The organism is Kitasatospora sp. NPDC004614, from assembly GCF_042873675.1.
Lineage (GTDB): Bacteria > Actinomycetota > Actinomycetes > Streptomycetales > Streptomycetaceae > Kitasatospora.
Window position 1 is genome coordinate 164,192 of record NZ_JBIALR010000009.1, and the last position, 26,523, is coordinate 190,714.

Sequence of the window (26,523 nt, forward strand, 5' to 3'; positions counted from 1 at the left end):
CAGGCCGGGCCGCCCGGCGTGCGAGCGGCCCGGGCCGTTCAGCGGGTGCCGACGGCCGGCGCGGGGATGGACGGAAGGCTGTCCCGGGCGTATTCCAGGGCCTCCGCCGAGGTGCCGAACAGCCGCCCTTGGAGCTGGAGCTCGTCCAGCACGCCGAGGGCGTCCAGCGGTCGCCGGTGTTCGTCGTGCAGCCCGGAGACCAGTACCAGGGTGCCGCGGCGGTGCAGGTCGGCGAGCGCCTCTCCGAGCACGGTCGCGCCGCTGGCGTCGATCGCGGTGACCCGGGACATCCGCAGGATCACCACCTCGGCCCGCGCGGCGGCCGTCAGCTCGGTCCGCAGCCGGTGCGCGGCGGCGAACAGCAGCGGGCCGTGCAGCCTGAAGGCGGCGATCCGCCCGCCCGCGTGGTCCTCCTCGGACACCGGCAGCCGCTCCAGCCGGGCGCCCCGGGCGACGGAGCGCAGTGCCAGCGCGCCGGCCAGCAGCAGGCCGACCCCGACGGCGGTGACCAGGTCGAAGGCGAGGGTGGCGACGGCGGTCGCCGCCAGCACGGCGGCCTCGCCGCGGCCGGTGCGGGCCAGCGCACGCAGGGCGCCGGCCTGGACCATGCGGACGGCGGTGGCGATCAGCACGCCGGCCAGCGCGGCCAGCGGAATGTCGGCGACCAGCGGCGCGGCGGCGAACACCACCACGGCCAGCACGGCGGCGTGCACCAGCGCGGCCAGTCGGGAGACCGCGCCGCTGCGCACGTTGACGGCGGTGCGGGCGATCGCGCCGGTCGCGGCAACGCCGCCGAACAGCGGGGCGACCAGGTTGGCCAGGCCCTGACCGAACAGCTCCCGGTCGCTGTCGTGCCGCTCGCCGCCCCGGCGGGGGTCGTTCGCGGTCATCGCATCGGCGGCGGTCGCCGACATCAGCGACTCCAGCCCACCGAGTGCGGCAACCACCAGCGCGGACGGCAGCAGCCCGGGTACGGCGGACAGGTCGAGGAAGCCGAGCGAGGGGCTGGGCAGCCCGGCCGGCAGCTTGCCGATGACGCCGACCGGCAGGTCGACGGCCTTGGCCAGCACGGTGGCGGCGACCACGGCGATCAGCGAGAACGGGACGGCAGGCCGCAGCTTCCCGCCGATCAGCATCAGGGCGGCGACGCCCGCGGCGAGCAGGACGGCTGCCCAGTGCGGGGTCTCCGCGAACGCCCTCACTGCGCGGGCGGCGACCACCGCCGGGTTCTCGCCCTCCGGCTTGGCCACTCCGAGCGCGCCGGGCACCTGCTGGAGCGCGATCACACCGGCTATACCGACCGTGAAGCCCTCCACCACCGGCACCGGCACGTACGCCATCCAGCGCCCGGCCCCGGCGAGCCCCAGCAGTATCAGCATCAGGCCCGCGAGCAGGCCGACGGTCAGTACGCCCGGGGTGCCGTAGTGGGCCACGATCGGCACCAGCACCACGGTCATCGCACCGGTCGGGCCGGTGACCTGGAGGCCGGAGCCGCCGAACACGGCGGCGATCGCACCCGCGACCACTGCGGTGGCCAGCCCGGCCGCCGCGCCCGCCCCGGAGGACACTCCGAAGCCCAGTGCCAGCGGCAGCGCCACGACGGCCACCGTCAGGCCGGCGATCAAGTCGCGGCGCGGGTCGCGGCCCATGGTGGCCAGCACCTTGCGGTTCGGCAGTACCGCCCGCACCCGCCGTCCGATCACACCCCCGCCGTTCACGCCGCCCCGCCGCATCGGATCGTGGCGAGCGGATCATGGACCTCCGCCTGGGCCTGACACTGCGACGCGGGCACCGTTCAGCTCTCTTTCTGGGGTTCCGGCTCTGTTCCGGACCGGGACGGGACGGCGACGCCGTGCTGCTCCGCGATCCGCAGCAGCCCGGCGATCCGGCCGGCCTGGGCCTGCGCGCCATGGTCGTCGTCGGCGTCCCGGGCCTCGCGCAACGCCCTTTCGGCGAGGGCGAGTTGCTCGCGGACCTCATCCTCGAACAGCTCGGTCACGTCCGGCCCCTTCCCCATGTCGGCACGCAGGCGCCCGGGCAGGACGGACCTGTCGGGCACCCGATCAGAATGTATCGACTTGAAGAATTTCGCAAGTCGCAATGTCTGCATGTTGGAGGCGCAACGGCGCCCTCGCGGGCATGGCAAGGGACGTGACGGCGCGTCAGCCGTTGTCGGCGGCCCGCAGGTCGGCGAGCAGGCCGGCCTGGTCGGTGATCAGCGAGCCGAGGATGGAACGGGCGACCCGCAGCAGGTCGGCAACCTCGCCGCTAGCGAGGGTGTAGACGACGGTGGAGCCCTCGCGGCGGGCGTGCACCAGCTTGGCGCGGCGCAGCACGGCCAGCTGCTGGGAGAGGTTGGCCGGCTCCACGCCGACCTCGGGGAGCATCTCGGCGACGGCGTGGTCGCGGGTGCTGAGCAGCTCCAGGACCCGGATCCGCACGGGGTGCCCGAGCGTTTTGAAGAACTCCGCCTTCAGCTGGTACAGCGGCACACTGGCCACCGGGAGCGATTGCGGGTTCTCGGCGTTCACGTGGTCGTCACCGTCTCGTTCAAGGCCCGGAAGGGCACGGGGGCGTCGCGCCGACCCTAGCAAGCCGACCCCGACAATGATCGTGCTCCCGGCCCCCACGCGGGGAGTCCGGGAGCACGGTGGGGCAGGAAGCGGGTCAGGCCTTCTTGACCACGCTCGACTTGAGCTGCATGGCGCCGAACCCGTCGATCCGGCAGTCGATGTCGTGGCCGTCGACGCCGTCGACCAGCCGGATGTTGCGCACCTTGGTGCCGGCCTTGATGCCGGAGGCGCTGCCCTTGACCTTCAGGGCCTTGACCACGGTGACGGTGTCGCCGTCGGCCAGCACGTTGCCGACGGCGTCCCGGATCTCCCGCTCCCCCGCCGGCTGCGCCGCGTCGTCCTCGGTGGGCGCCCACTCGTGGCCGCACTCGGGGCAGACCATCAGGGCGTCCATCTCGTACGTGTACTGGCCGGCGCAGCTGGGGCAGGGGGGAAGGTTGTCGCTCATCGGGCCAGGATAGCGGCCGATCGGTCGCCATCCGGACGCGCGTGCGGTCAGGCGACGGAGACGGCGCTCCACGCGGCGGCGACGGTCGCGTACTCGGTGGAGGTGGCGCCGTACAGGTCGCGGGCGGCGTTCAGCGAGGCGGTGCGGGCGCCGGCGTAGTTGGTGGTGGAGGTCATGTAGACGGTGAGCGCCCGGTACCAGATGGCGGCGACCTTCTGGTTGCCGATGCCGGTGACGGTGGAGTTGTTGCAGGTCGGGCTGTTGTAGGTGAAGCCGTTGATGGTCTTGCTGCCGCTGCCCTCGCTGGCCAGGTAGAACCAGTGGTTGGCGACGCCGGAGGAGTAGTGCACGTCCAGCTTGCCGACGGTCTTGCTCCAGCAGTCGGCGGAGCGGCCGTCCAGCGAGGGCTTGTCGAAGCGGCGCAGCCACGGCGGGGTGGACTGGTCGCTGAACAGGTAGTCGGGGGTGTCGACGCCGTTGTTGGCGTACCACTCGACCATGGTGCCGAAGATGTCGCTGGTGGCTTCGTTGAGGCCGCCGGACTCGCTGCTGTAGCGCAGGTTGGCGGTGGCGCTGGTGACGCCGTGGGTCATCTCGTGGCCCATGGTGTCGAGGTCGACCTGCTCGGGGTCGGTGGTGCCGTTGCCGTCGCCGGTCATCATGCAGAAGCAGGTGTCGGACCACTGGGCGTTGTCCCAGTTGGTGCCGACGTGGACGAAGACGGTGGCGCCGCGGCCGTCGTTCTTGATGCCCTTGCGGCCGAAGGTGTTGAGGTAGTAGTCGTACGTCCAGGCGGTGTTGGCGTGGGCGTCGACGGCGGCGGTGGACCGGTCGGTGGAGAACTTCTTCCCGTCGCCCCACACGTTGGTGGTGCTGGTGAGCGCGCTGCCGGAGCTGGCCTTGACGCTGCTCGCGCCGAGGTTCTTGGCGTCCTTGGTGAGGTGGCCGCGGACCGGGTCGGTCAGCGTGTAGCTGCCGTCGGCCTGCTGGGTGGTGTCGATCCGGACGTCGCCGGTGTACTCGGAGTGGCCGGTGCCGGCCGCGGACTGCTCGGAGTCGTAACTCTCGATCGCCTCACCGGTGTTGGCGTCGGTGACGACGATCCGGCCGGCCGGCTGGCCCTGCTTGCCCTCGCCACTGATGGTGGTCTGCCAGGCGAGGCGGGGGGTGCCGTCGGCGGCCCAGACGACCAGTTCGGGGGTGGCGGTCGCGCCGGATATGCCCTGGGCCTGGCCGAGCGCGGCGGCAGCGCCGTGCTGCGGGGAGACGGCGGGCACCACGGACTTCACCGCGGCGTCGTGGCCCTTGGCGCGGGAGGAGTCGGCGAGCTTGCCACGGGCGTCCTGGTGGACGACCAGGTCGCCGCCGATCACCGGCAGGCCGCGGTAGGTGCGGTCGAAGCGGACGTGCTGGGTGCCGTCCGCGTCGATGATGACGTCCTTGACCTTCAGGCCCTGGCCGGCGCCGAAGCCGAACAGGTCGGCGTGGTGGGAGACGTTCGCCTCCGCACGGGCGATCGCCGCGTCGCGGCCGGGGGCGGCGGAGGCGGTGTCGACCTGGACTGCGGCGACGAGCAGTGCGGCACTCGCCGCGAGGGCGCCGGCGGTGAGGGTGCGTCGGCGCGCGGAGGAGGAGGGGCTCACTCGTGACTCCAGTCGGGTAGCGGGGGGCTGGCCGACTGACAGCCTGTCGATGAACATACAAACAGTTCTATGAACAGAAAAAGAACGTAATCGGTTCGTATCCCGGAGCCCTACCCCCGCCGATCGGAAGGACGCTCGACCGGTACGGAAACGACCAACGGCCCTCCCGCCACACGGGTCCGACCGCCCAGGATCGGAGATATGACCAGCGAACCCGTCTCCTCCCCCGATGGCCTCAGCCTCGACCCGGGCCAGTGTCTGCGCCTGATGGCCCGCCACTCGGTGGGCCGGCTCGTCTACACCCGGCACGCCCTGCCCGCCGTCCTGCCGGTCCGCTACCGCCTCGCGGACGGCGGCAGCGTCCTGGTCGACCAGCCCGACGAAGAGCTGCTGCGTGCCGTGACCGGCACCGTCGTCGCCTTCCAGGCCGACCAGGTCGACCCCGCCGACGGCAGCGGCTGGACAGTCACCGTGCTCGGCCACGCCGACGCCGTACACCCCACCGCCGCCACCGGCCCGCCCGCCGTCTCCGTCCGGATCCGCCCCGAATGGGTGTCCGGCCTGCGGCTGCTGCCGCCCCGCCCCCGCCCCGCCGACCGGCCCCACCACCCGGGACCTCCGGCCCTCGCCCCCGACGCCGCACACCCCGCAGAGTGGGAACGTCGGCATCGGACCGGCGCGGACCGAGGAGGCGAAGGACGATGCGGCACTGCACCGTCGGAGCGATGATGACCCGTCAAGTGGTCACCGTCAGCCCCGGAACGGGCTTCCGCGAGATCGTCGCACTGCTCGCCGAGTACGACATCACCGCCGTGCCGGTGGTGGACACCGACCACCGGCCGCTCGGCGTCGTCTCCGAGGCCGACCTGCTGCGCACCCAACTCGCCCAGTACGACCCGGCATCCCTGCTGCCCGCCCCCGTCCACCTGCGCGGCACCGGCACCACCGCCGCCGACCTGATGACCACCCCCGCCGTCTGCACCACCCCCGACAGCACGGTGGTCGCCGCCGCCCGCCTGATGACCCGTCGGCGAGTCAAACGCCTGCCCGTGGTCTCCCCCACCGACGGCCGCCTGATCGGCACCGTCAGCCGCGGCGACCTGCTGCGGGTCTTCCTTCGCGAGGACCAGGCGATCCGCCGCGAAATCGTCGAGGAGATCCTCACCACCGTCGAAGGCACCAGCCCCGCCCTGATCAGCGTCGACGTCGTCCAGGGCGAGGTCACCCTCAGCGGCACCACCGCCCCGCACTGCCACACCCTCGCCCTGCGCGAACTCTGCGCCGCCGTCGACGGCGTGGTCTCGGTCACCGACCGGACCACGCGCGCCGCGGCCTGACGTCCCGCCGGCTCGTCAGCGCAGGATGCCGGCCCGGCGGGCGGCCGTGATCCACTGCGGGAACTCGGACAGCAGCCGGTCGTACAGCTCCGGGTCGGGCAGGGTGCTGATGTCGTCGACGGCGAAGAACCCGACATTGTCGACCCGGCGGCCCGGCAGTCGGTCGAAGTACTCCAGCACGCCGTAGTTGGAATGCCCGAGGCCGACGAACTGCCAGAAGATCGGCTCCTCGACGGCCGAGCGCAGCTGGAACTCGATCTCGGAGTTGCGGTAGATGCCGCCGTCGGAGAAGAACAGCACCAGGGTGGGCAGCGGCGACGGGAAGGCGCGGACGAACTCCCGCACCTCGGCGATCACCTTCTGCTCCTCGTTCTGGATCCCGACCGCCTTCATGTCCACCCGCCCGTCGGGCCTCGGCGCCCGGATACGACGACGGCCGAACAGCCCGCCCATGCTCGCCTCACCGGGCCGGACGTGCAGCCGCAGCCACTCGGGCAGCCCCGGCACGCTCAGATCGGGCAGCCGGGCCGAGCGGGACGCGAACGTCCACGCCTGCATCGTCCCGTCGTCGTCCAACTGCGCGGCCACGGCGGCCATCCGCTCCACCACGTCCGCGACCACGCCCCGCGCGTACAACCCCGTCATCGACCCGGACGCGTCCAGCACCAGCAGAATCCGCGCCACCACACCCTGCGCGCCGTGCTTCTGCAGGCTGACGGCGACCTGCTGCTTGCGCAACGAGAGGCGCTTGCGCATGTCGACGGGCAGCTGCGACTCGCCTGCCGCGGCGAGCTGCTGCGCGGCGGCGGCCGCGATGTCGGGCGCGTGCGTGGGCCGCGGGGGGACGGCCGGCGGCGCCGAGAGCGGTTCCGGCGACGGCGGGAGCGCGACCTGTTCCGGCGACGGCGGGAGCGCGACCTGTTCCGGCGACGGCGCGAGCGCGACCTGTTCCGGCGACGGCGCGAGCGCGACCTGTTCCGGCGACGGCGCGAGCGCGAACGGGTCGGGCGCGGGCGCGGGCTGCGGGGTTGGCGAGGACGCGAACGGGTCGGATGCGGGCGCGGGCTGCGGGGCCGGGGAGGACGCGAACGGGTCGGGCGCGGGCTGCGGGGTTGGCGAGGACGCGAACGGGTCGGGCGCGGGCGCGGGCTGCGGGGTCGGCAGCGGGCGCAGCCTGAGCTCGCGGGTGAAGTGGACGCCCTCCGGCACCGGCTCCGGTTCGGGCGAGGGCCCGGCCGACAGGCGCAGCCTCAACTCACGGGTGGCATCCGGCCCCGGCAGGGGCTCGGGTGCCGGCCCGGCCTCCAACTCCGGTGCGGTGTGCGGCCCGTTCGCCCGCCCGGTCTCCGGAGCCGGCTCGCGCTTCGGCTCGGGTACGGGCGACGGCTCTGCCGCCGGTCGCGGCACCGTGAGCGCGCCGCCGGCATCCGGCGCCGGCCCCGCCACGGCCTCGGGCCCGGGCCAACTCCCGGCCTCCCGCCTCGAATCCGGCTCCGGCTCCGGCTCCAACACCGGCTCCGGCTCCGGCTCCGGCTCTTGCTCGGCGGAGTCCGTGGGCAGCGTGAAGCCGTACGCCGCGGCCAGCCCGTCCAGGCCGTTGGCGAAGCCCTGGCCGACGGCGCGGAACTTCCAGTGGCCGTTGCGGCGGTAGAGTTCGCCGCCGATCAGGGCGGTCTCCCGGCCGGCCTCGATGGTGAAGGTGGCGAGGGGCAGGCCGGTGCGGGCGTCGGAGATCGCCAGCGTCAGGTCGCGGATCCGGCCGAAGGTGCCCTCGCCGTCGGTGGCGGCCAGCAGCAGGACGCGCTGCACGTCGGCGTCGCGGACGTCGAGCGCCGCGAGGTCGGCCTCGATCCGTTCGACGGGGGCGTCGGCGGGGCCGGTGCGGCCGCGGCAGAGGACGGCGCCGGAACGGTGCGGGGTGCGTCGATGCCGGATCAGATCGCTTGCGTCGCGGGCCTGGCCGTCGGCGGTCAGCAGCAGCGCGGCGGCGGTGAGGTCGGGGGCGCCGGGTGCGGGCGTCCAGCTGAGGTCGGCGTGCACGGCGGGCACGTCGATCGGGAGGTTGCTGCCTTTGGCCAGGGATCTCGCGGTCACCGGCACAGTCTGGCCCATCAGGGGCATGCGACGCGCCCCCCGGGCAGCGGGTTCTGCGGGCGGTGGCGCGGGCCCGGCGTTACGGTGAGGCCCGGACGGCGGGCGAGCCGGGAGCGAGGTGGTCCGGGTGCACGGCATCACCGACTGGCTGCGGGGGCTGTCGGGCCCGGTGGTGTACGCGGTGGTGGGGGCCCTGGTATTCGCGGAGGACGCGCTGTTCGTCGGGTTCGTGCTGCCGGGCGAGACGGCGGCGGTGCTCGGCGGAGTGCTTGCCCATCAGGGCAAGGTGTCGCTGGGCCTGATGGTGCTGGTGGTGGTGGCCGCGGCGATCCTCGGCGACTCGACGGGGTACGAGGTGGGCCGCCGGTTCGGTCCGGCGGTGCTGCGGACGAAGACGATGCGCCGGCACGCGAACCGGGTCGAGGGAGCACAGAGCCTGATCCGCCGTCGGGGTCCGGTGGCGGTGCTGCTGGGGCGGTTCGTGGCGTTCTTCCGGGCAATGATGCCGGCGCTGGCGGGGGTGTCGCGGATGCCGTACCCCCGGTTCCTGCTGTTCAACGCGATCGGCGGGGTGATCTGGGGCGTGGGGTTCGTCCTGCTCGGCTATTTCGCGGGCTCCGCGTATTCGCACATCGAGGCCGTAGTGGGGCGTTCGGCGGCGATCGTGGTGGCGGCGGTGGTGCTCGTGGGCCTGCTGGTGTGGCACCTGCGTTCCCGGCGACGCGAGGCCCGCCGCGAGCACAAGGACGAGCACGAAGACGAGCACAAACAGGACGATGACAGCAACGACGAGCCGAAGCAGGACTGACACCTCGTCGAACCATGCCCGCCGACCGTCCCGAAACAGCCAGGCCCGTCGGCTCCCCCACGTGGACCGTTCGGCCCTCTGCGCGGCGGCGGCTGTGGAGCAGGCTGGAGTCATCGGGAAAGGAGTTTCTGATGAACCGTCTGCAGACCCGTAGTGTTGCCGAGGTCGAGGTGCTGGTGGAGACCCGCGGCGAGGTTTCGGCCGGCGCCCCCGACTACGCGCGGGTGAAGATCGCCGCGGTGCTGGACCGGCTGGACGAGCCGGTGCTCGCGGTCCGGGTGCGGCTGGTGCAGGAGCCCAACCACGCGGTGGCCCGGCCGTCGTTGGCGCAGGCCACGGTGGACGTCAACGGACGTCCGGTGCGGGCGCACGTCGCTGCGGCGACGATGCGTGAGGCGATCGATCTGCTCCAGGACCGGCTGGTGTCGCGGGTCGCCCGCCTGCGTCATCACCGCCGGCCGGCCCGCACGCCGCTCGGCTGGGCCGACGGCCTGGACCCGGAGCACCGCCCGCAGCGCCGTCACGTGGAGCCGGAGGACCGTCGGCTGGTGCGGCACCGCAGCTACAGCGCGGCGCGGCTGGGCGCGCTCGACGCGGTGTTCGAACTGGAGGCGATGGACTACGACTTCCAGCTGTTCACGGACGCCGAGAGCGGTTGCGACAGCCTGGTCTACCGCGGTGCGGCGGGCGGCTACCGGCTGGCCTCGACCGGCCCGCTGCCGCACCCGGTGCCGGGGTTGGTGGTCAGCCGTCTGACGGTGCCCCGCCTGACGGGTGAGCAGGCCCGGGCCCGGCTGGACCTGACCGGGTTGCCGTTCGTGTTCTACACCGATGCCGCGACCGGCCGCGGCAACGTCATGTACCACCGTTACGACGGGCACTACGGGCTGATCACGCCCGCCGCGTAGCGGTTCGAGCCTTCGGCAGGCGTGGGGGTCTGTCCGGAGGCGGGAAGAGCTCCCGGCGGGTGTGGGGCCCGTCCGGGAGCGCGGGAAGAGGAGTCGGGGACGGTGTGGGGCCGTCCCCGGCTCCCGCTTTTGTCGGCCCCTCGCCTGCCGGTCGAGTGTCCACGCCCCGCAGCCTCACCAGCCGGCTCTGCCGCTACCGGGGGTTGCGCAAGTGCCTCAGTGCCGTCTCCAGTGCCTCCTCGGCGGCGACGGACAGGTCGGGCTCGATGCCAATGCCTTCCCAGTTGGTGCCGGTGACCGGGTTGATCGAGCGGGCGGTGGGGACGGTCACGGTGACGTGCGGGGCGACCGGAATGCGGTCCGTGGGGTGGGCGCCCCCTCGGGTGGTCCGGCCGATCAGGGTGGCGCGCCCGAGCGCCTGGAGGTTGTAGGCCAGCTCTTCGCCGCCGGAGAAGGTGAGGTCGCTGGTCAGCACGGCGACCGGGCGGTCCAGGTAGCGTGGGCCGGCGAGGTGCCCGAGAGTCCAGTACTGGCGGGTGGAGTCGGTGGCCCGCTCGTAGATGTCGTTGAGGTGCACCTGGTCGTCGGCGAAGAAGTAGCTGCACCACAGCTGCACGCCTTCCGGCGAGCCGCCCCGGCACTGCCGCAGGTCGATGACCAACGCCTCAGTGGGAGCGAGAAGTTGCATGGCGGCGGCGATCGCGGGGCCGCCGACCCCGGCCGGGGCGATCATGCGCAGGTCGAGGTAGCCGATGTTGCCGTCGAGTTGCTCCACCCGCCGGATGCCGTAGTTGTTCTCCCGGGCGTACTGCGCGAAGCGGGCGCGGGCAACGTCCTCCGGCTCCTCGTCCATCGGCTGCGGCTCGGCGGTCCACAGCAGCCGCAGGTGCTTGTCGGGGCAGGCCTTCTGGAGGTCGTCCGTGACGTGCTCGCACAGCTCCCGCTCGTCCAGGCCCTGGTACCCGCCCTCTTCCAGCCTGCGGCGGATCGCCGCGTCGATGGCGGCCGTCTGCTCGGGGAACACGTAGCCGGCGGTGATCCGGGCCAGCGCGGCCTCGACTATCTCGTGATGCGTCGTCATGCGCGCGATGGTAGGCCCGGGCTCGAGCGGCTGACCAGCGGTTTTCACAGCGCCTGAGCACGGTGCCCGGGGCGTTCGGTGGCGCCGGGTCGACGCACACCCGGCCTCCATGGCCGCCGCTCACGCCTCGCTCCCCCGCTGTCGGAACGTCGAAACTCGGCCTGCCCATTGACGGCTGATTACCTCGACATTACGTCGGCAACGAAGTATTTCGGCCAACTTGTTGCCGCATGGGTGACGCGTTCCCAACAAAGCTGGCACTGTACCGTCCCATCGCCGCACAGGTCCTTGCAGACGCACACGCACCACAGCGCTGCGGCGACCCGTCGGACACCGTCCTGCACGTTCGAACCACCAGCTCTACCGGGCGGCTCCATCCCTGCCCTCCCGGCTGACTCCGGCCGTACCCACGCGGCCGTCGCAGAAGGAGTTCCGTGTGACTCGATCCTCCCGAAAGACCGTCAGCGCAACCGCTCTGATAGCCGGCGCCGCCATGATCGCGGCCGCCCTGACCTCCGGTGTCGCCTCCGCCGACACCACGGACCAGGCCCCGGCCGAGGTCCAGGCCATCGCCGGCGCGCTGCCGGTGCAGCTGTCTGCGGACCAGCGTGGCGAGTTGCTGGCCTCGGCGGATGCGTCAAAGGCCGAGACCGCGAGGTCGCTGGGCCTGCGGTCGGAGGAGGCGCTGATCGTCAAGTCCGTGACGAAGGACGCGGACGGCAGCGTGCACACCCGCTACGAGCGCACCTACGCCGGGCTGCCGGTGCTCGGCGGCGACCTGGTCGTCCACACCGCCCCGGACGGTTCGACCACGGGCGTCACCAAGGCCACCGAGGCGGACATCGCCGTCGACACCAACGAGAAGGAGAGCGCCGACTCCGCCAAGGGCCTCGCGCTGGACAGCGCCGGGGACGCGAAGGTCGAGGAGCCGGCGGCCGACAACGCCCGCAAGGTCGTCTGGGCCGCGTCCGGCACCCCGACCCTGGCGTGGGAGACGATCGTCACCGGCACGCAGGAGGACGGCACGCCGTCCGAGCTGCACGTCATCACCGACGCGAACACCGGCAAGAAGATCTTCGAGTACCAGGGCATCGAGACCGGCATCGGCAACAGCCAGTTCTCCGGCCAGGTCAACATCGGCACCTCGGCGGCGGCCGGCGGCGGCTTCGCGATGACCGACCCCACCCGCGGCGGCCACAGCACGTACGACCTGAAGGGCACCAGCGGCTCGACCAAGTCGCTGTTCACCAACCCGACCGACACCTGGGGCGACGGCACCGTCTCCAACCGGCAGACCGCCGCCGTGGACGCCGCCTACGGCGCCCAGCTCACCTGGGACTACTACAAGAACGTCCACGGCCGCAACGGCATCAAGAACGACGGCGTCGGCGCCTACACCCGGGTCCACTACGGCAGCAACTACGTCAACGCGTTCTGGTCCGACAGCTGCTTCTGCATGACCTACGGCGACGGCTCGGGCAACACCCACCCGCTCACCTCGATCGACGTCGGCGCCCACGAGATGACCCACGGCGTCACCTCGAACACCGCGGGCCTGATCTACAGCGGCGAGTCCGGCGGTCTGAACGAGGCGACCTCCGACATCATGGCCGCCGCCATCGAGTTCTGGGCGAACAACCCCCAGGACAAGGGCGACTACCTGGTCGGCGAGAAGATCGACATCTACGGGACCGGCGCCCCGCTGCGTTACATGGACAAGCCCTCCAAGGACGGCCGCTCCAAGGACGCCTGGTACTCCGGCCTCGGCTCGATCGACGTCCACTACTCGTCCGGCCCGGCCAACCACTGGTTCTACCTGGCCTCCGAGGGCAGCGGCGCCAAGACCGTCAACGGCGTGAACTACGACTCGCCGACCTCCGACGGCCTGTCGGTGACCGGGATCGGCCGCGACGCCGCCGCCAAGATCTGGTACCGGGCGCTCACCACCTACATGACCTCCTCCACCAACTACGCCGCCGCCCGCGTCGCGACCCTCAAGGCCGCCGCGGACCTGTACGGGCAGACCAGCCAGACCTACATGAACACCGCCAACGCCTGGGCGGCGATCAACGTCGGTCCGCGGGTCGTCGACGGCATCATGGTCGACTCGATCGACTCCCAGATCAGCGCGGTCGGCGAGGAGGCCGACCTCCAGTTCAAGGCCACCAACTTCAACCCCGGTCAGCTCACCTTCCACGCCGAGGGCCTGCCCGACGGTCTGAAGGTGCACCCCGTCACCGGCAAGGTCTCCGGCACCCCGACCACGCCGGGCACCTACGAGGTCACGCTGCTCGCCAAGGCCTCCCACCACAGCAGCGTCACGACGAAGTTCACCTGGAAGGTCGCCCGGGCCATCGTCTCGAACGCCACCCGGGTGCCGATCCCGGACGGCGGCGGCCCGGCTGTCTTCTCGGACATCGTCGTCGACAAGGTCGAGGGCCAGGCGCCCAGCGACCTCAAGGTGTCCGTGGACATCAAGCACACCTGGCGCGGTGACCTGAACATCGACCTGGTCGGCCCGGACGGCAAGGTCTACTCGCTGAAGAAGGCCAACGTCGGCGACTCCGCCGACAACGTGCTCGAGACCTACACGGTGGACGCCTCCGCGCAGGTCGCCAACGGCACCTGGCGGCTGAAGGTCCAGGACATGTACCGCGGTGACACCGGCTACATCGACAACTGGAAGCTCATCTTCTGACGCGAGGTCTTCTGACGCGCGCGGTCTCCTGACGCACCGTCTTACCGAGGTCGTCAGCTCCCGGAAGCTCACTTCTTCCCGGAGCTGACGACCTCTTGGATGTGCGGGACGGCCCGCACCAGGGTCAGCACGCCGCCGATGACCACGGCCAGCCCGAGCAGCGCGGGCAGCACCCACCAGCCGGTGCGGACGGTCTCGTCGAACAGCACCACGCCGAGCAGCAGGCTGACCCCGGCGTCGCCGATGGTCAGGGCGGGCTGCGAGATGGCCAGCGAGCCGGCCTGCAGGGCGTTCTCCAGCAGCAGGACGGCGGCGATTCCGGTGAGCGCGAAGCCGTAGGTCTGCCAGACGGAGAAGAACGCGGCCGGTCCGTGGTCGGCGAAGGTCCCGGTGGCGGACTTCATCAGGGCGGCGGTCAGCGCGTTGCCGACCGCCGCCGCGCTGCCCAGCGCGCCGGCCCGGAACAGCGGGGAGCGCCAGTGCCGGGCGGCAAGGACGGCGGCGCCCATCAGGCCGAGGCAGCCCACCAGCACGGGCACCCAGCGGCTCATCGGGGCATTGTCGGTGCCCCCGGTGGGCGCGGCGCTGCCGAGGAACAGCACCAGTCCGCCGACCACGGCGGCCACCCCCGCCCAGCCTGCCCGCGGCACCCGGCGGTGCATCAGCGGCGAGGCGATCAGCAGCGCGAACGGCAGTTCCAGCACGAACACCGGCTGCACCAGCGCGAGCGCCCCGAAGCTCAGCGCGAGCGCCTGGAACAGGGCCGCGCCGGCCAATCCGGCGATGCCGATCAGCCAGGCCGGGTCCCGCGCCAGGGTGAGCACGAACCGCAGGCCGCCACCGTGACCGAGCTTGGCGGCCGCCTTGCGCTGGAAGGCGGTGCCGGTGGCGTTGGAGGCGGCGCCGAGGACAGCGAACAGGACGGCGAGAACGGGCACTCCCCCATGCTCCCCCGGCGGTCGGTCAGTCGCTCAGCATCCGGGCCGCCTGCTCGCGCATCTCGACCTTGCGGATCTTGCCGGTGACGGTCATCGGGAACTCGTCGACCACGTGCACGTAGCGCGGGATCTTGAAGTGCGCGAGCCGGCCGGTGCAGTACTCCCGGACCGCCTCGGCGGTGAGCGGGCGGGCGCCCTCGCGCATCCGCACCCAGGCCATCAGCTCCTCGCCGTACTTGGCGTCGGGGACGCCGATCACCTGGACGTCGAGCACGTCGGGGTGGGTGTACAGGAACTCCTCGATCTCGCGCGGGTAGAGGTTCTCGCCGCCGCGGATCACCATGTCCTTGCTGCGGCCGGTGACGCTCAGGTAGCCGTCCTGGTCCATCACGGCGAGGTCGCCGGTGTGCATCCAGCCTTCGGTGTCGATCGCCTGCGCGGTCTGCTCGGGCTCGCCCCAGTAGCCGAGCATCACCGAGTAGCCGCGGGTGCACAGTTCGCCGGTCTCGCCGCGCGGGACGGTGGCGCCGGTGGCCTGGTCGACGACCTTCACCTCCAGGTGCGGCCCGACCCGGCCGACGGTGGAGACCCGGCGTTCGACCGAGTCGTCGGCGCGGGTCTGGGTGGAGACCGGGGAGGTCTCCGTCATGCCGTAGCAGATGGACACCTCGGTCATGCCCATCCGGCCGATGACGTCCTTCATCACCTCGATCGGGCAGGGCGCGCCCGCCATGATGCCGGTGCGCAGGCTGCTCAGGTCGTGGCGGTCGAAGTCCGGGTCGGCGAGTTCGGCGATGAACATGGTCGGCACTCCGTACAGCGAGGTGCAGGACTCGGCGGCGACGGCGGCCAGCGTCGCGGAGGCGTCGAACGCGGGCGCCGGGATCACCATGCAGGCGCCGTGCGAGGTGGCGGCGAGATTGCCCATCACCATGCCAAAGCAGTGGTAGAACGGCACCGGGATGCAGATCCGGTCCTGCTCGGTGTAGCCGCACAACTCCCCGACGAAATAACCGTTGTTGAGGATGTTGCGGTGCGACAGGGTGGCGCCCTTGGGGAAGCCGGTGGTGCCGGAGGTGTACTGGATGTTGATCGGGTCGTCGGCGGCCAGCTCCTCCGCGATCCCGGCCAGCACCGCCCGGTCCTCCCGGCGGCCCGCCAGCAGCAGCTCGTCCCAGTCCGGCCCGTCCAGCAGCACCACGTCCGCCAGTTCGGCGCAGCGCGGGCGGACGTCGGCGATCATCGCGGCGTAGTCGGAGGTCTTGAACTGCCGGGCGGCGACCAGCAGGCGCACGCCGGCCTGGTTGAGGACGTACTCCAGCTCGTGGGTGCGGTAGGCCGGGTTGACGGTGACCAGGATCGCGCCGAGTTTCGCGGTGGCGTACTGGGTGAGCGTCCACTCGGCGCGGTTCGGCGCCCAGATGCCGACCCGGTCGCCGCGGCCGACGCCCCTGGCGCGCAGGCCGAGCGCCACCGCGTCAACGTCGGCGGCGAGTCGCTCGTACGTCCAGCGCCGGCCGGTGGCGCACTCCACCAGCGCCTCGCGGTCCGGGAAGGCGCGGACGGCCCGGTCGAGGTTGGCTCCGACGGTGTCGCCGAGCAGCGGGGTTCCGGACGGGCCGGAGGAGTGGCTCGGCTGGCTCGGGGCGTGCGACACGAAGGCCTCCTGGGCGCGGTGGTGCGGAACGACGGGTACCCATGCTGGCCACCGGGGCCGCCGTTGACCAGTCTCCAAGTGGGGGTGGTGCGCGTCGTTGACGTCCCATCAGCAGACCGGTCAAAACGCCGAACCGGCCGCCGGGGGCCGGAGTTCGCTGATTTGATGACCAGGAGGGCAGTCGGCGTTGCTGGGGGCGCGATGGCACAGGAGAGTGAGCAGGTGCGGCTGCGGCCGTCGGCGCAGTACCGCCGCCGACGGGCGGCGTTCGCGCTGTTCGCGGCCGGCGCGTTCGCCGGCTGCGGGCTGCCGCTGTTCGCCGGGGTGGTGACGCGGCCGGCGGCGATGGTGGTCGACGGTCTGACGGCCGTGGTGTGGGCGGTGGTGCTGGTCCGGCAGGCGGTGCGCGCGTGGGCGCCCGTCACGGTGGTGGTCGATCCCGAGTACCTCGAACTCCGCGGCGGCCTGCGGAGGGTGCGGCTGCCCTGGGACGCGGTCGACGGGGTGTGCGTGCTGCCGATGCGGGGGTTCGTGGCCGCGTACGAGGCGCCGCACTTCCGGGGCTCGCTGCTGGTGCGGACCTCGCTGGGCAGCCCGGCCGCGCTGCCGGGCGGCGGCTCGCCGCGCTGGTCGGCGCAGTGGCAGGGGATCCTGCTCGACCTGGCGCCGCTGGCGGTGCCGGCGGCGCGCCTCGACCAGGTGTTCGTCCCGCGCCTGTCGGACCGCTGGGGCGGGACGACCCGGCTGCCGGACGGCCCCGGCGGGGCCTCGGTGTTCGCGGCCGGCGCGCTGCTGTCCCTGCCGGGCCGGGTGCTGCTGCGCGGGTTCCGGGTGGTGATGCTGCTGGTGATCGTCGCCGCCGTCCTCGCCATGGCCCCGCTCGGCGCCTTCGCGCCCGTCCAGCCGCTGCTGGTGCTGCTCACCGTGGCGGTGTTCGGCACGTTCGGCGTCAGGTGGCTGGTGCTCCGGCTGTCCCGGGGCTGCGAGTTGCGGGTGGAGAGCCGGGGCGTGGTGGTGGCCGTCGGCGGCCGGGAGCGGGCCGTGCCGTGGTCCGAGATCGCCTCGTTGGAGGCCGGGCAGCAGACCGTCACGCGCGCCGGGCGGCGGTACGCGGTGACGGCGGTGCTGGCCCGGCTCAACCCGGGGGCGAACCCGCCGGCGCCGCTGCCGCACTGGCCGTTCCGCACCGACGGGCCGGCCGTCCAGCTGCTGCCACTGAACTCTCCGGTGCTCGCCCAGATGCACGGACTCGCCGTCTTCCCCGCCCAGTTGGCGAACGCGCTGACCCCGTACGGCTCGAACCTGCTCGCCGGGCACACCAGGCGGGCCGAGTCCGTGACGGGCGAGGCCGTGACCGTCCGGGTCGGGCAGGGTCGCGGGGCGGCGCACCGGAGTCTCGGGTCGGCGCTGCGCGCCGCGCCGAGGGACCGGCCGGTGCGGGTGCTGATCGAGCCGGGCCGGTACCGGGAGGCGGGGCCACTGCTGGTGTCCGGCACCGTCGAGGTGGTCCGGGCGGAGGGCGAGGGGCCGGTGGTGATCGAGACCCCCGAAGGGTCCGCCCTGGAGTGCGAGGGCGCCGTCACGCTCGACTCCCTGACCGTCGAGGGCCGCGGCGCGATCGCCGTCTCCACCACCGGCCGCCTGGAGCTGCGCCACTGCCGGATCGACGCGCCCGGCGAGTACGCGCTGCTCGCCTCCCAGGGCGCCGAACTGACCGTGCGGGACTGCGAGATCACCGCGGGCCGGACCGAACTCGCGGGCGCCGGCGGCACGTTCGAGCGCACCGCGTTCCGCTCCGCCAAGGGCCACGCGCTGGTGCTGAAGGAACGCGCGAACGCCGAGATCACCGACTGCACCGTCGTCGACAGCCGGGGCCGCGGCATCGACGTGACCGGTTCGACGGCGGAGATCCGCGGCTGCGAGTTCCGGGGCACCGGCGACACCGCGATCGCCGCCGGCGACCACTCCGCCGTACAGATCCTGGGCTCCCGGATCGACGAGGTGCACGCCACCGGCATCGTCTACGACCACCAGGCGCGCGGCTCCGTCCAGGACACCACGGTCAGCGGCGCCACCGTCGGCCTCTACATCGCCCGGGGCGCCGAACCCAAGGTCCGGGACTGCCTGTTCGCGCGCTGCCGGGACTGCGGCGTGATCGTCGAGGACCAGGGCCGCGGACGGCTGGAGCGGTGCCGGATCGAGAACGCCGGGGTGCACGGCATCAGCGTCGCCTCCGGCGGCGTCCCGCTGGTCGACGACTGCGCGGTGGCCTTCGGCGGCACCGGCGTCAACGTGCACAAGGCGCGCGGCGAGTTCACCCGGCTGCGGGTCCACGACCAGTCCGAGAGCGCCGTCCTGATCCAGGAGGGATCGGTGGTGGAACTGACCGAACTGCGCCTGGAACGCTGCCAGAACGGGGTGCGCTGCACCGGCACCGGCGTGACCGTCCGGCTGGTCGGCGCCGTCATCGCCGACGTCACCACCTCCGGGCTGCTGCTGCAGAACACCGCGCGTCTCACCGCCGAAGCCGTCACGATCGAACGGGCCGGCCTGTACGGCCTGAACTGCCGCGAGGACAGCCGGCTCACCGCACACGACTGCACGGTGACGAAGGCCGGTGAGGTCGGGCTGCTGACCCTCGACAACACCACCGTGGAGATCGACCGGCTGGAGATCTCCGCCAGCCGGGGCACGGCCCTGTGGGCCCGCAGCACCAGCCAGTTGACGCTCAGCGGGGTACGGGTGCACGGCGCCGGTAGCGACGGCGTCCGCCTGGACGAGAACGTGTACGGCAGCCTGACGGACTGCGAGATCACCGGCTGCGAGGGTGAGGCGCTGATCTCCAACGACCGGGTGCGGACGGAGAACCTGCGCACCGGCGCCACCGCGGAGGACATCCTGCGGCCCGAGACCGGCCCGATCACCGAACTCGGGCGCATGATCGGACTCGCCGAGGCCAAGCGGCAGGTCGACATCCAGGTCGACCTGCTCCGGCTGGCCAGGTGGCGCACCGACGCCGACCTGCCTCCGCCGCCCCGGGCACACCATCTGGTCTTCTCCGGCCCGCCCGGCACCGGCAAGACCACCGTGGCCCGGCTGTACGGACAGATACTCGCCGCGCTCGGCGCGCTGAAGAAGGGCCACCTGGTGGAGGTCGCCCGCGGCGACCTGGTCAGCGAGTACCTCGGGCAGACCGCGCAGAAGACCCGCCAGGCCTTCGAACGCGCGTCCGGCGGCGTGCTGTTCATCGACGAGGCGTACAGCCTGGCCCGGCGGTTCGGCGCGAACAGCGACTTCGGCCAGGAAGCCATCGACGTCCTCACCAAACTGATGGAGGACCACCGCGACGACGTGGTGGTCATCGCGGCGGGCTACACCGAGGAGATGCGGACCTTCCTGGACTCCAACCCCGGCCTGCGCTCCCGGTTCTCCCGCATCCTCGAGTTCGACCCGTACGACCCGGCCGAGCTCACCGAGATCGTGGTCCGCGAAGCCGAACGGCACACCTACCGCCTCGCCCCGGAAGTCACCGACCGGCTCGTCGAACGATTCACCCGCCGCGAGCTCCGCGGCGACCCCGCCAACGCCCGCGACGCCCGCACCCTGCTGGAGGAGATGGTCGAACGGCAGGCCTCCCGGCTCGCCGGGGCCGACACCCCGAGCCGCGAGGACCTCATCGTGCTGCTCGCTGACGACATCCCGGCGGAGAGCAGCTGGCTGTGACCGACGACGAGGCGATCGCACTGCTGTCCGCCCACTGCGACCTTCCGGCGGCCGATCCTGCGGCGCTGACGTGGTTCACCACCGCCGAGGCGTACGCGGCAACGGCCGCACTCCGGGCCGGCGGGGTGCCGCCCGCCACCGAACTCCCCCTCGAACACGCCTACGTGCTCAGCGCCGCCGACCTGCTCGCGTACTGGGCCGGCGGCAAACGCGACCCGGCACTGCTCGGCGAGGGGTTGCTCTGCCTGCTCCAGCTGCGACGGCACCGCCGGGAAGAGATTCCGCCCGAGTTCGCGCCGGTGCTGGCCGTGGCCGCCGGCGAGGACGTCCCCGAGGACGACGGGCCGAGCCTAGCGCACACGAACGCCGCGGCGATCGGCATGACGCTGGCGTACCAGCGCTGGCGGTACCCCGGCGCGCCCGCCGCCGCGGTCCGGCTGTTCCGCCGGTCGGCGGCCCAGTGCCCGCCGGACAGCCCGGTGCGGGGCTCGGTGCTGTCCCGGCTCGGGGTGGCCCTGCTGTACGACTGGCAGGACCGCGCCGAACTCCCCTCGCTCGCCGAATCCGTGGAGGTCTGCCGCGCCGCCGTGGCGGCCGTCCCCGGTACGCCCGGCGAACAGGCCCTCCGGCACGCCAACCTGGGCACCACCCTGCGCTTCTGGGCGGACGTCACCCTGGACAACGAGGCGATCCGCGACGCCGCCTCCGAAATCCGTACCGCGCTCGCGTCCTGCCCGCCCGACTCCCCCGAATTCGCGGCCTACCGCCTCGAACTCGGCCGAGCGCTGGCCCAGTCCGCGGTCCTCTTCGACGGCCGCGACGCCCTGCCGGAGGCCGCCACCCTCCTCCGCGAGGCGCTGCGCGGAGCGGACGGCGCCGCCGACCCGTCGGGGTACCCGGAGGTGCTCTGCTACCTGGGCATGGTGCTGATCACCCAGGCTGCGACAGAGCCTGGGCTGCGGGCCGAAGGTGTCGCGTTGTGTCGGAGGGCCGCCGAGGTCGCGCCCACCGAGGGCTTGCGGCTGCAGTACCTGCACAACCTGAGCCTCGCCCTGCTCGGGGCCGCCGCCGAGGACGACGCCGAGGCCACCGCTGTCGCGCTCGACGCGGCCCGGGAGGTGGCCGGTCTCGCACTGGGCGGGACCGCGCTGTCCGCCAACGCCCTGACGATGCTCTCGCTCGCCCTGACCAGGCGTTACCGGGCCGGCCATGACCCCCGGGATCTCGCGGAGGCCGTCGCCCTGGCCGGCGCGGGTTTCGAGGCCACCTCGCCGCAGGTCCCGGTGCTCCGGCTGGAGCGGGGCTCGGTGCTGGCGGACCTGCTGGGTCTGCGGGCCGAGTCCGAGGGGAGTGACGACCCGTCGGCCGAGTCGATCACGCTGCTGCGCCGGCTGGTCGGGGAACTGCCGCAGCCCACGGCCGCACGCGCACTGGCGCTGCGGCACCTGGCCGACTGCCTGCTCGACTCCGCAGCGAGGGAGGACCGGGGCGAGCGCGCCGCCGAGGCGGTGGTGCACTACCGGGAATGCCTCGAACTGCCCTACCCCGAACCGGATTTCGAGGCCGACGTGCGGTTCTCGCTGGGGACGGCCCTCGCGCTCGGCACCGACCAGCAGGTCGGGGACGCGTGGCAGCAGGCCACTGCGTCGATGAGCAGCGCGGCCGCGCTGCTGCCCCCGGGCGACCCGCGGCGGCTCGACCTGGAGGCCCGGCTCGGCGGTCACTGGATGCAGCGCGCGGCGAACACCGGCGACCCGGCCGCCCACCGTACGGCGGTGGCCGTGCTGGACGCGGTCGTGACGGCCGACGAGCGGTGCACCACGTCCGACCGCGCGTACTACCGGCTGCTGCTGGGCGCCGCGCTGCTGGATCTCACCGACCACAGTGACGACGCGGACGTGCTCGACCGGTCGGTGCACTACCTCGAACTGGCCCTGGCGATGGCCCCCGCCGACGACCCGCGACAGCTGACCGTGATCCACCGTCTCGCCGCCGCGCTCGACTCGTCCGGCTGGCTGCGTTCGGACACCGCCGCGCTCGACCGGTCCGCCGCCCTGCTGTCCGAGGCCCTGGCGGAGCCGACCGAGGACCGGACGGACCGTGCCGACTGCCTGGTGGCCCTCGGCAACAACCTGCGCAGGCGCTTCCACTTCACCGGCGACCCGGCGTACCTGGAGCAGGCCGCCGCCCGCCACCGCGAGGCCATCGCGCTGACCGCGCCGAAACCCCACCCGTACGCCCTCGAGGGGCTCTCCACCTGCCTCGCCGACCTGTACGGCTTCCGGCCGGACGCGCGGCTTCGGGCCGAGGCGATGGAGTGCTGCCGTGCCGCGCTGCTCCACCTGCCGGAGCACGCCCCGCAGCGCTCGACCGTGCAGGCCGGCCTCGGCTATCTCCAGTGGTCGCTGGCGGCGGAGTCCGGCTCGGACGAGCAGCTGGATGCCGCGCTGGGCACCCTGAAGGGCGCGCTCGCCGCCGTACCGGAGGGGTACGGCGACCGGGGCCTGGTCCTCACCAACCTCGGGGCCGCTCTGCTCAGCCGGGCGTCCCGAACGGGCGACCGCAGCTGGGCTGTTCAGGCCGTTGCCGTGTTCCGGTCGGCCGTGGAGCACACCGCCCCGGGCTCGGTGCAGCGCCCGCAGGTGCTGAACAACCTCGGCCTGGCCCTGTCCGGCCTGTCCGCGACCACCGACGACCCGGCTCTGCGCGAGCAGGCGCTCGCCCTGCTGAGCGAGGCCGCCGACCGGCGCCGCGGAATGTCGCCGGCCCGGGAGCGCGCCGCGCTCAACCTGGCCGTGGTGCGCTTCGAGCAGGCCCGCGAGGCCGAGGACGCCCCGGCCGCGCTGGACGTCTGCCGGCAGTTCGAGGACCTGGTGATGGAGCTCGGCTCCCCGCACCCGTTGCGGACGACCGCGCTGGCCCGGCTGGCCCTCGCCGCTCTGCGCACCTCGGAGCTGCTCCCCGAACGTGCCGCCAGGACGGCGCTGCGCCGGGCCGCGGCGGCCGCCCGCGAGGCCCTCGCCGACCACACGCACTCCCCCGACCCGATGCACGCCCTGGCCCGTCAGGTGCTGGCGATGGCGCAGCTGCGGCGGGCCCAGTACGGCGAACGGGTCGAGGGGACGGCGTGGCTGCGGCGGGGCGATCACGGCGAGCGGGTCGATCTGGCGGAGGTGATCCGGCTGAACCGGCAGACGGCCGAGGATCCGGTCCTCCCGCCGCACACCCGGCTCGAGGCGGCCCGCACGTGGGGCGGCATCGCGGCCCACACCGGCCGGTGGGCGGAGGCCCTGGACGGCTTCGCCCACGCGGTGGGCCTGCTGCCGAGCGTGGCGCCGCGTCATCTCTCCCGGATCGACCAGGAGGACCGGCTCAGCTCCGGCCGGGGGCTGGCCAGTTCGGCGGCGGCCCTGGCGATCCGGGCGGGCGATCCGGCGCGGGCGCTGGCCCTGCTCGAACAGGGCCGGGGCGTGCTGCTGGCCCAGGGCCTGGAGAACCAGGGCGACCTGTCCCGGCTGCGCGCGCTCGACCCGGCCCGCGCCGCGGAGTTCGAACGGATCCGGGACCGGCTGAGCCGGGAGCACCCCGCGCTGCAACAGCAAGGGCCCGACGCCGTCTTCGTCCAGGAGACGGCAGGCGCGGCCGCCCTGCGGGACGCCGAGGAGCGCCACACGCTGTCCCGCCGATGGAACCAACTCCTTGAGGAAATCCGGGAGTTGGACGGGCTCGACGACTTCCTGCGCCCACCGGCCACCCGTCAGCTGCTCTCGGTGGCGGAGCACGGGCCGGTGGTGGTGGTCAACGTCAGCGCGTACGGCTCGCACGCCCTGATCCTGGCCGCCCGCGGCGGCGGCGAGCCGCGCATCGACGTCCTGCCGCTGCCGGACCTCAGCCCGGACGAGGTGCTGACGGCCGCGCTGGCCTTCGACGAGCGGCGCATCGACGTCGCCTACGGGGACCAGGGCATGGCGGCCGCCAAGCAGATGATCACCTTCCACAGCACACTCCTCGAGTGGCTGTGGGACAGCCTGGCCGCGCCCGTCCTGAACCGGCTCGGCCTGCGCGGGACCCCGCTGGACGGCGAGGAGTGGCCGCGGCTGCGGTGGTGCCCGACCGGCCGGCTGGCGTTCCTGCCGCTGCACGCCGCGGGCAAGGGCCGGAACATCCCCGGCACCTGGGTGATGGACCGCGCCGTCTCCTCGTACACGCCGACCGTGCGCTCCCTGCTGCGCGCCCGGCGCAGGGCCACCGCGTCACCCCGACGGCGACCCGCCCCGCTGGTGGTCGCGCTCCCGCACACCCCGGGCGGCCCGCCGCTGCCCGGCGCCGAGCCCGAGGCGGCACTGGTGACGGAGCTCTTCCCCGGCGGCCTGCGGCTGGACGGCGAGCACGCCACCGTGGAGCAGGTCCGCCGGGCGCTGTCCCGGCACTCCTGGGTGCACTTCAGCTGTCACGGCATCAGCGACCCGGGCAGCCCGTCGAACAGCGGCCTGATCCTGCACGACGGCCGGCTCAGCGCCCTCGACCTCTTCGCGCAGCGCCCGGTGGACGCCGAACTGGCCTTCCTGTCGGCCTGCTCAACGTCCCAGGGCGGCGTCGATCTGCCGGACGAGGCGGTGCACCTCGCGCCGTCGTTCCAGCTGGCCGGTTTCACCCACGTCGTCGGCACGCTGTGGAGCGTCTCCGACAAGGTCGCCCGCCGCGTCACCGGAGACTTCTACGCCGCCCTGGCGGAGGACGACGCCGCCGGCCTCCGACCGTTCGACCCGGCGTTGGCCCTGCACCACGCCGTCCGCTCACTGCGTGAACGCCTACTGCCCGCACCGCACTTGTGGGCGGCGCACCTCCACATCGGGCCGTGAGTGAGCTACTCGGAACTGCCGTTCTCGGGTGCTTTCTCGCTCTGCGCCGTGCCGGAGGCGCCCTCGGGGCCCTGGTCCGGCTCGGTCGAGCCGCCGCCGATCCGGAAGATCCGGCGGGAACCGTGCTCCTCGATCAGGCCCTCCAGCGACAGGTCGTCGTCACTGCCGCGCTTCTTCGGGTTGCTCGCTGCCATCGTTCTGCTCCCTCCGTGTCACCGGCACCTCCACCAACTCGGGCGGCGCCAGCATTTCCAGCACCTCGACCTCGCTGCCCTTGACGTAGACCCCGGCGGTGCCGGGCACCTTGCCGAGGAACGTCCCGTCGCTGCCCAGGCGCCACTGCGATTCCAGATAGATGTCCTGCTGCTGCGGGAACGCCGACACCGCCGACCGCGAGCCGAGCCAACCGCCCACCCACAGGCCGCCTTTGAGCCGGATCCGGACGAAGCACGGGTCCCGGTCGGCGAACAGGAAGTCCCAGGCCGTCGGCGTCGGCTCGTAGTGCGCCCGCTCGCGCCGCCGCCGCACGGCCGCCGCCACCCAGGCCGCGCCCGCCGGCACCGCCACGACCAGCAGCAGCACCGCCAGCCCCGCCTGCCGCGGATGCCGCAGCACCCCCGCCAGCGGCCCGCCGTCGCCCCCGGTCAACAGCCGCGCCAACCACGGCCCCGCGACCACCGCGTACACGGCGTCCAGCAGACCGCTGATCGCGACCGCCCGCAGCGCACGGTTCTGCGGCTCCTGCTCGGAGGCCCGCGGCCCGCGCAGGCGGTCGGAGACGGCCTGGTAGAAGATCCCGGGCAGAACGAGAGCCACCAGGATGGCCAACTGCTGCACCGTGCTCGGAACCACCGCGTCCATTCCTCCCCCGCCCCGCGACGACCGCGTCCGCCGCCGCACCGAAGCGCAGCCTCACCCTAACCGAGCAGGCCACCGGCCCGGGACGGTTCAAGCGAGTTGACGCATCGTCATGCTTTTCCTCAGGCCGGAATGTCTTTCATGACGGCATCGGTCAGCGGCTTGAGCCGGTCCGCCAGCTTGTTGAAGTCGGCGGTGCGGCCGTCCGACCACTGCGCCATGCCGACCAGCATGCCGTGCCCGTACGACCCGAAGTTCTGCACCAGGCCACTGTCGGCGGGCAGTTCGCGCAGGCCGGAGTCCTTCGGCGGGAGCTGGACGGCGACCTGGTACGTGTCGGCGTTGCCGGCCAGGAACGTCACCAGGTGCAGCGCCTCGACCGGGTCCTTCATGGTGAACAGCGCCAGGTTGTACTGGTTGCCGTCGGCGTCCTTGTACAGCGCCAGATCGACGCCGAGACACCCCTTCCCCTGCGCGATCACCCCGGCGAGGGTCGCCCCCACCGTGTCCGGGCCCGTGCAACTCGGGTTCTGCACGGCCGCCACCAGCGTGAACCCCTGCACCTGCTTCGGGAACACGGCCAGCGGGATCGCCGCACCCGCCACCCCCGATGGGCCGGCCGCCACCACGGGCGCCTTCTTCTCCGCGGGCCGCATCACGTACGCCGTCGCACCCGCCGCCGCCAGCAGCACGGCCGCCGCCGGAAGCACCAGCCACCGCCGCGAACGCCGCCGCACCGGCCGCTGCCGGGCCGCCGCCGCCCGCTCCGCGGCGCTCGGCTCGTGCACCGCGTTGTTCTTCTCAAACTCCCTGACGAACTCTGCCCACAGGTCGTCGCCGGGTTCACTCGTGGTCACAGACCCCAGACCTTAGTGATCAACGCCGTCATTGGAAA

Annotated in this window: 19 protein-coding genes and 1 pseudogene; 7 read left to right on the forward strand and 13 right to left on the reverse strand. The window is 73.0% G+C overall.

Annotation, left to right across the window (positions count from 1 at the left end; all coding sequences use genetic code 11):
• Window positions 1-38 precede the first annotated feature (38 nt).
• From ACFYST_RS20560 to ACFYST_RS20580, 5 genes are all read right to left on the reverse strand, one after another.
• Window positions 39-1,649, reverse strand: a complete 1,611-nt coding sequence (locus ACFYST_RS20560) for a SulP family inorganic anion transporter (RefSeq protein ID WP_387864401.1) — start codon at window positions 1,647-1,649, stop codon at window positions 39-41.
• 146 nt (window positions 1,650-1,795) lie between these two features.
• Window positions 1,796-1,999: a hypothetical protein gene (locus tag ACFYST_RS20565; protein ID WP_387646976.1), complete on the reverse strand. Its 204-nt coding sequence runs from the start codon at window positions 1,997-1,999 to the stop codon at window positions 1,796-1,798.
• 163 nt (window positions 2,000-2,162) lie between these two features.
• Complete coding sequence (locus ACFYST_RS20570; protein ID WP_380482595.1) at window positions 2,163-2,531, reverse strand: ArsR/SmtB family transcription factor; 369 nt, start codon at window positions 2,529-2,531, stop codon at window positions 2,163-2,165.
• Between the two features lie 136 nt (window positions 2,532-2,667).
• Window positions 2,668-3,021 carry a zinc ribbon domain-containing protein YjdM gene (locus ACFYST_RS20575; protein WP_387864246.1) on the reverse strand — a complete coding sequence of 118 codons (354 nt, stop codon included), beginning with the start codon at window positions 3,019-3,021 and terminating at the stop codon, window positions 2,668-2,670.
• Window positions 3,022-3,068: 47 nt separating this feature from the next.
• Window positions 3,069-4,664 (reverse strand): M4 family metallopeptidase, encoded by a 1,596-nt coding sequence (locus ACFYST_RS20580; protein ID WP_387864248.1) that lies wholly within the window; start codon window positions 4,662-4,664, stop codon window positions 3,069-3,071.
• A 201-nt stretch (window positions 4,665-4,865) separates the two neighbouring features.
• On the opposite strand from ACFYST_RS20580, the gene ACFYST_RS20585 reads away from it, so the two are divergent.
• Entirely contained in the window at window positions 4,866-5,393 is a 528-nt protein-coding gene (locus ACFYST_RS20585; protein ID WP_387646984.1) for a pyridoxamine 5'-phosphate oxidase family protein, read from the forward strand.
• Window positions 5,390-6,001, forward strand: a complete 612-nt coding sequence (locus ACFYST_RS20590) for a CBS domain-containing protein (protein WP_387864250.1) — start codon at window positions 5,390-5,392, stop codon at window positions 5,999-6,001. The genes ACFYST_RS20585 and ACFYST_RS20590 overlap by 4 nt, the downstream gene beginning before the upstream one ends.
• 15 nt (window positions 6,002-6,016) lie before the next feature.
• On the opposite strand, the gene ACFYST_RS20595 is transcribed toward ACFYST_RS20590, so the two are convergent.
• Window positions 6,017-7,447 (reverse strand): VWA domain-containing protein, encoded by a 1,431-nt coding sequence (locus tag ACFYST_RS20595; RefSeq protein WP_387864404.1) that lies wholly within the window; start codon window positions 7,445-7,447, stop codon window positions 6,017-6,019.
• A 135-nt stretch (window positions 7,448-7,582) separates the two neighbouring features.
• Window positions 7,583-8,233 (reverse strand): annotated as a pseudogene (locus tag ACFYST_RS20600) (TerD family protein); the annotation flags it as partial.
• Here ACFYST_RS20600 and ACFYST_RS20605 point away from each other — a divergent pair.
• Window positions 8,223-8,903: a DedA family protein gene (locus ACFYST_RS20605; protein ID WP_387864253.1), complete on the forward strand. Its 681-nt coding sequence runs from the start codon at window positions 8,223-8,225 to the stop codon at window positions 8,901-8,903. The pseudogene ACFYST_RS20600 and the gene ACFYST_RS20605 overlap by 11 nt on opposite strands.
• 131 nt (window positions 8,904-9,034) lie before the next feature.
• Window positions 9,035-9,811, forward strand: a complete 777-nt coding sequence (locus tag ACFYST_RS20610) for a sigma 54 modulation/S30EA ribosomal C-terminal domain-containing protein (protein ID WP_387864255.1) — start codon at window positions 9,035-9,037, stop codon at window positions 9,809-9,811.
• 193 nt (window positions 9,812-10,004) lie between these two features.
• Here the strand turns inward: ACFYST_RS20610 and ACFYST_RS20615 are convergent, their stop codons facing one another.
• Window positions 10,005-10,892, reverse strand: coding sequence for a S41 family peptidase (locus ACFYST_RS20615; RefSeq protein WP_387646996.1), 888 nt, complete (start codon window positions 10,890-10,892; stop codon window positions 10,005-10,007).
• 493 nt (window positions 10,893-11,385) lie between these two features.
• Between ACFYST_RS20615 and ACFYST_RS20620 the strand changes: the two genes are divergently transcribed.
• Window positions 11,386-13,590 (forward strand): M4 family metallopeptidase, encoded by a 2,205-nt coding sequence (locus ACFYST_RS20620; RefSeq protein ID WP_387864407.1) that lies wholly within the window; start codon window positions 11,386-11,388, stop codon window positions 13,588-13,590.
• A gap of 68 nt (window positions 13,591-13,658) precedes the next feature.
• Here the strand turns inward: ACFYST_RS20620 and ACFYST_RS20625 are convergent, their stop codons facing one another.
• A complete protein-coding gene (locus ACFYST_RS20625; protein WP_387864258.1) occupies window positions 13,659-14,528 on the reverse strand; it encodes a DMT family transporter in 870 nt (289 codons plus the stop codon).
• Window positions 14,529-14,553: 25 nt separating this feature from the next.
• Complete coding sequence (locus ACFYST_RS20630) at window positions 14,554-16,185, reverse strand: AMP-binding protein (RefSeq protein ID WP_387864259.1); 1,632 nt, start codon at window positions 16,183-16,185, stop codon at window positions 14,554-14,556.
• A gap of 201 nt (window positions 16,186-16,386) precedes the next feature.
• Here ACFYST_RS20630 and ACFYST_RS20635 point away from each other — a divergent pair, with 201 nt between their 5' ends.
• On the forward strand, window positions 16,387-19,908 hold the full coding sequence (locus ACFYST_RS20635) for a right-handed parallel beta-helix repeat-containing protein (protein ID WP_387864262.1): 3,522 nt from the start codon (window positions 16,387-16,389) through the stop codon (window positions 19,906-19,908).
• Window positions 19,905-24,770 carry a CHAT domain-containing protein gene (locus ACFYST_RS20640; RefSeq protein WP_387864265.1) on the forward strand — a complete coding sequence of 1,622 codons (4,866 nt, stop codon included), beginning with the start codon at window positions 19,905-19,907 and terminating at the stop codon, window positions 24,768-24,770. Before ACFYST_RS20635 ends, ACFYST_RS20640 begins: the two co-directional genes overlap by 4 nt.
• A gap of 5 nt (window positions 24,771-24,775) precedes the next feature.
• Here the strand turns inward: ACFYST_RS20640 and ACFYST_RS20645 are convergent, their stop codons facing one another.
• The 3 genes from ACFYST_RS20645 to ACFYST_RS20655 all read right to left on the reverse strand — a co-directional run bounded on the left by ACFYST_RS20645 (window position 24,776) and on the right by ACFYST_RS20655 (window position 26,485).
• Window positions 24,776-24,964: a hypothetical protein gene (locus ACFYST_RS20645; RefSeq protein WP_387647009.1), complete on the reverse strand. Its 189-nt coding sequence runs from the start codon at window positions 24,962-24,964 to the stop codon at window positions 24,776-24,778.
• Window positions 24,930-25,631 carry a DUF6338 family protein gene (locus tag ACFYST_RS20650; protein WP_387864267.1) on the reverse strand — a complete coding sequence of 234 codons (702 nt, stop codon included), beginning with the start codon at window positions 25,629-25,631 and terminating at the stop codon, window positions 24,930-24,932. The genes ACFYST_RS20645 and ACFYST_RS20650 overlap by 35 nt, the downstream gene beginning before the upstream one ends.
• 119 nt (window positions 25,632-25,750) lie before the next feature.
• Entirely contained in the window at window positions 25,751-26,485 is a 735-nt protein-coding gene (locus ACFYST_RS20655; protein ID WP_387864269.1) for a hypothetical protein, read from the reverse strand.
• Window positions 26,486-26,523 lie beyond the last annotated feature (38 nt).

Coding starts and splice junctions, on each gene's coding strand:
- ACFYST_RS20560 (WP_387864401.1), bottom strand. CDS start 1,649: ATGGGCCGCGACCCGCGCCGCGACTTGATCGCCGGCCTGACGGTGGCC.
- ACFYST_RS20575 (WP_387864246.1), bottom strand. CDS start 3,021: ATGAGCGACAACCTTCCCCCCTGCCCCAGCTGCGCCGGCCAGTACACG.
- ACFYST_RS20585 (WP_387646984.1), top strand. CDS start 4,866: ATGACCAGCGAACCCGTCTCCTCCCCCGATGGCCTCAGCCTCGACCCG.
- ACFYST_RS20590 (WP_387864250.1), top strand. CDS start 5,390: ATGATGACCCGTCAAGTGGTCACCGTCAGCCCCGGAACGGGCTTCCGC.
- ACFYST_RS20610 (WP_387864255.1), top strand. CDS start 9,035: ATGAACCGTCTGCAGACCCGTAGTGTTGCCGAGGTCGAGGTGCTGGTG.
- ACFYST_RS20615 (WP_387646996.1), bottom strand. CDS start 10,892: ATGACGACGCATCACGAGATAGTCGAGGCCGCGCTGGCCCGGATCACC.
- ACFYST_RS20620 (WP_387864407.1), top strand. CDS start 11,386: ATGATCGCGGCCGCCCTGACCTCCGGTGTCGCCTCCGCCGACACCACG.
- ACFYST_RS20635 (WP_387864262.1), top strand. CDS start 16,387: ATGGCACAGGAGAGTGAGCAGGTGCGGCTGCGGCCGTCGGCGCAGTAC.
- ACFYST_RS20645 (WP_387647009.1), bottom strand. CDS start 24,964: ATGGCAGCGAGCAACCCGAAGAAGCGCGGCAGTGACGACGACCTGTCG.
- ACFYST_RS20650 (WP_387864267.1), bottom strand. CDS start 25,631: ATGGACGCGGTGGTTCCGAGCACGGTGCAGCAGTTGGCCATCCTGGTG.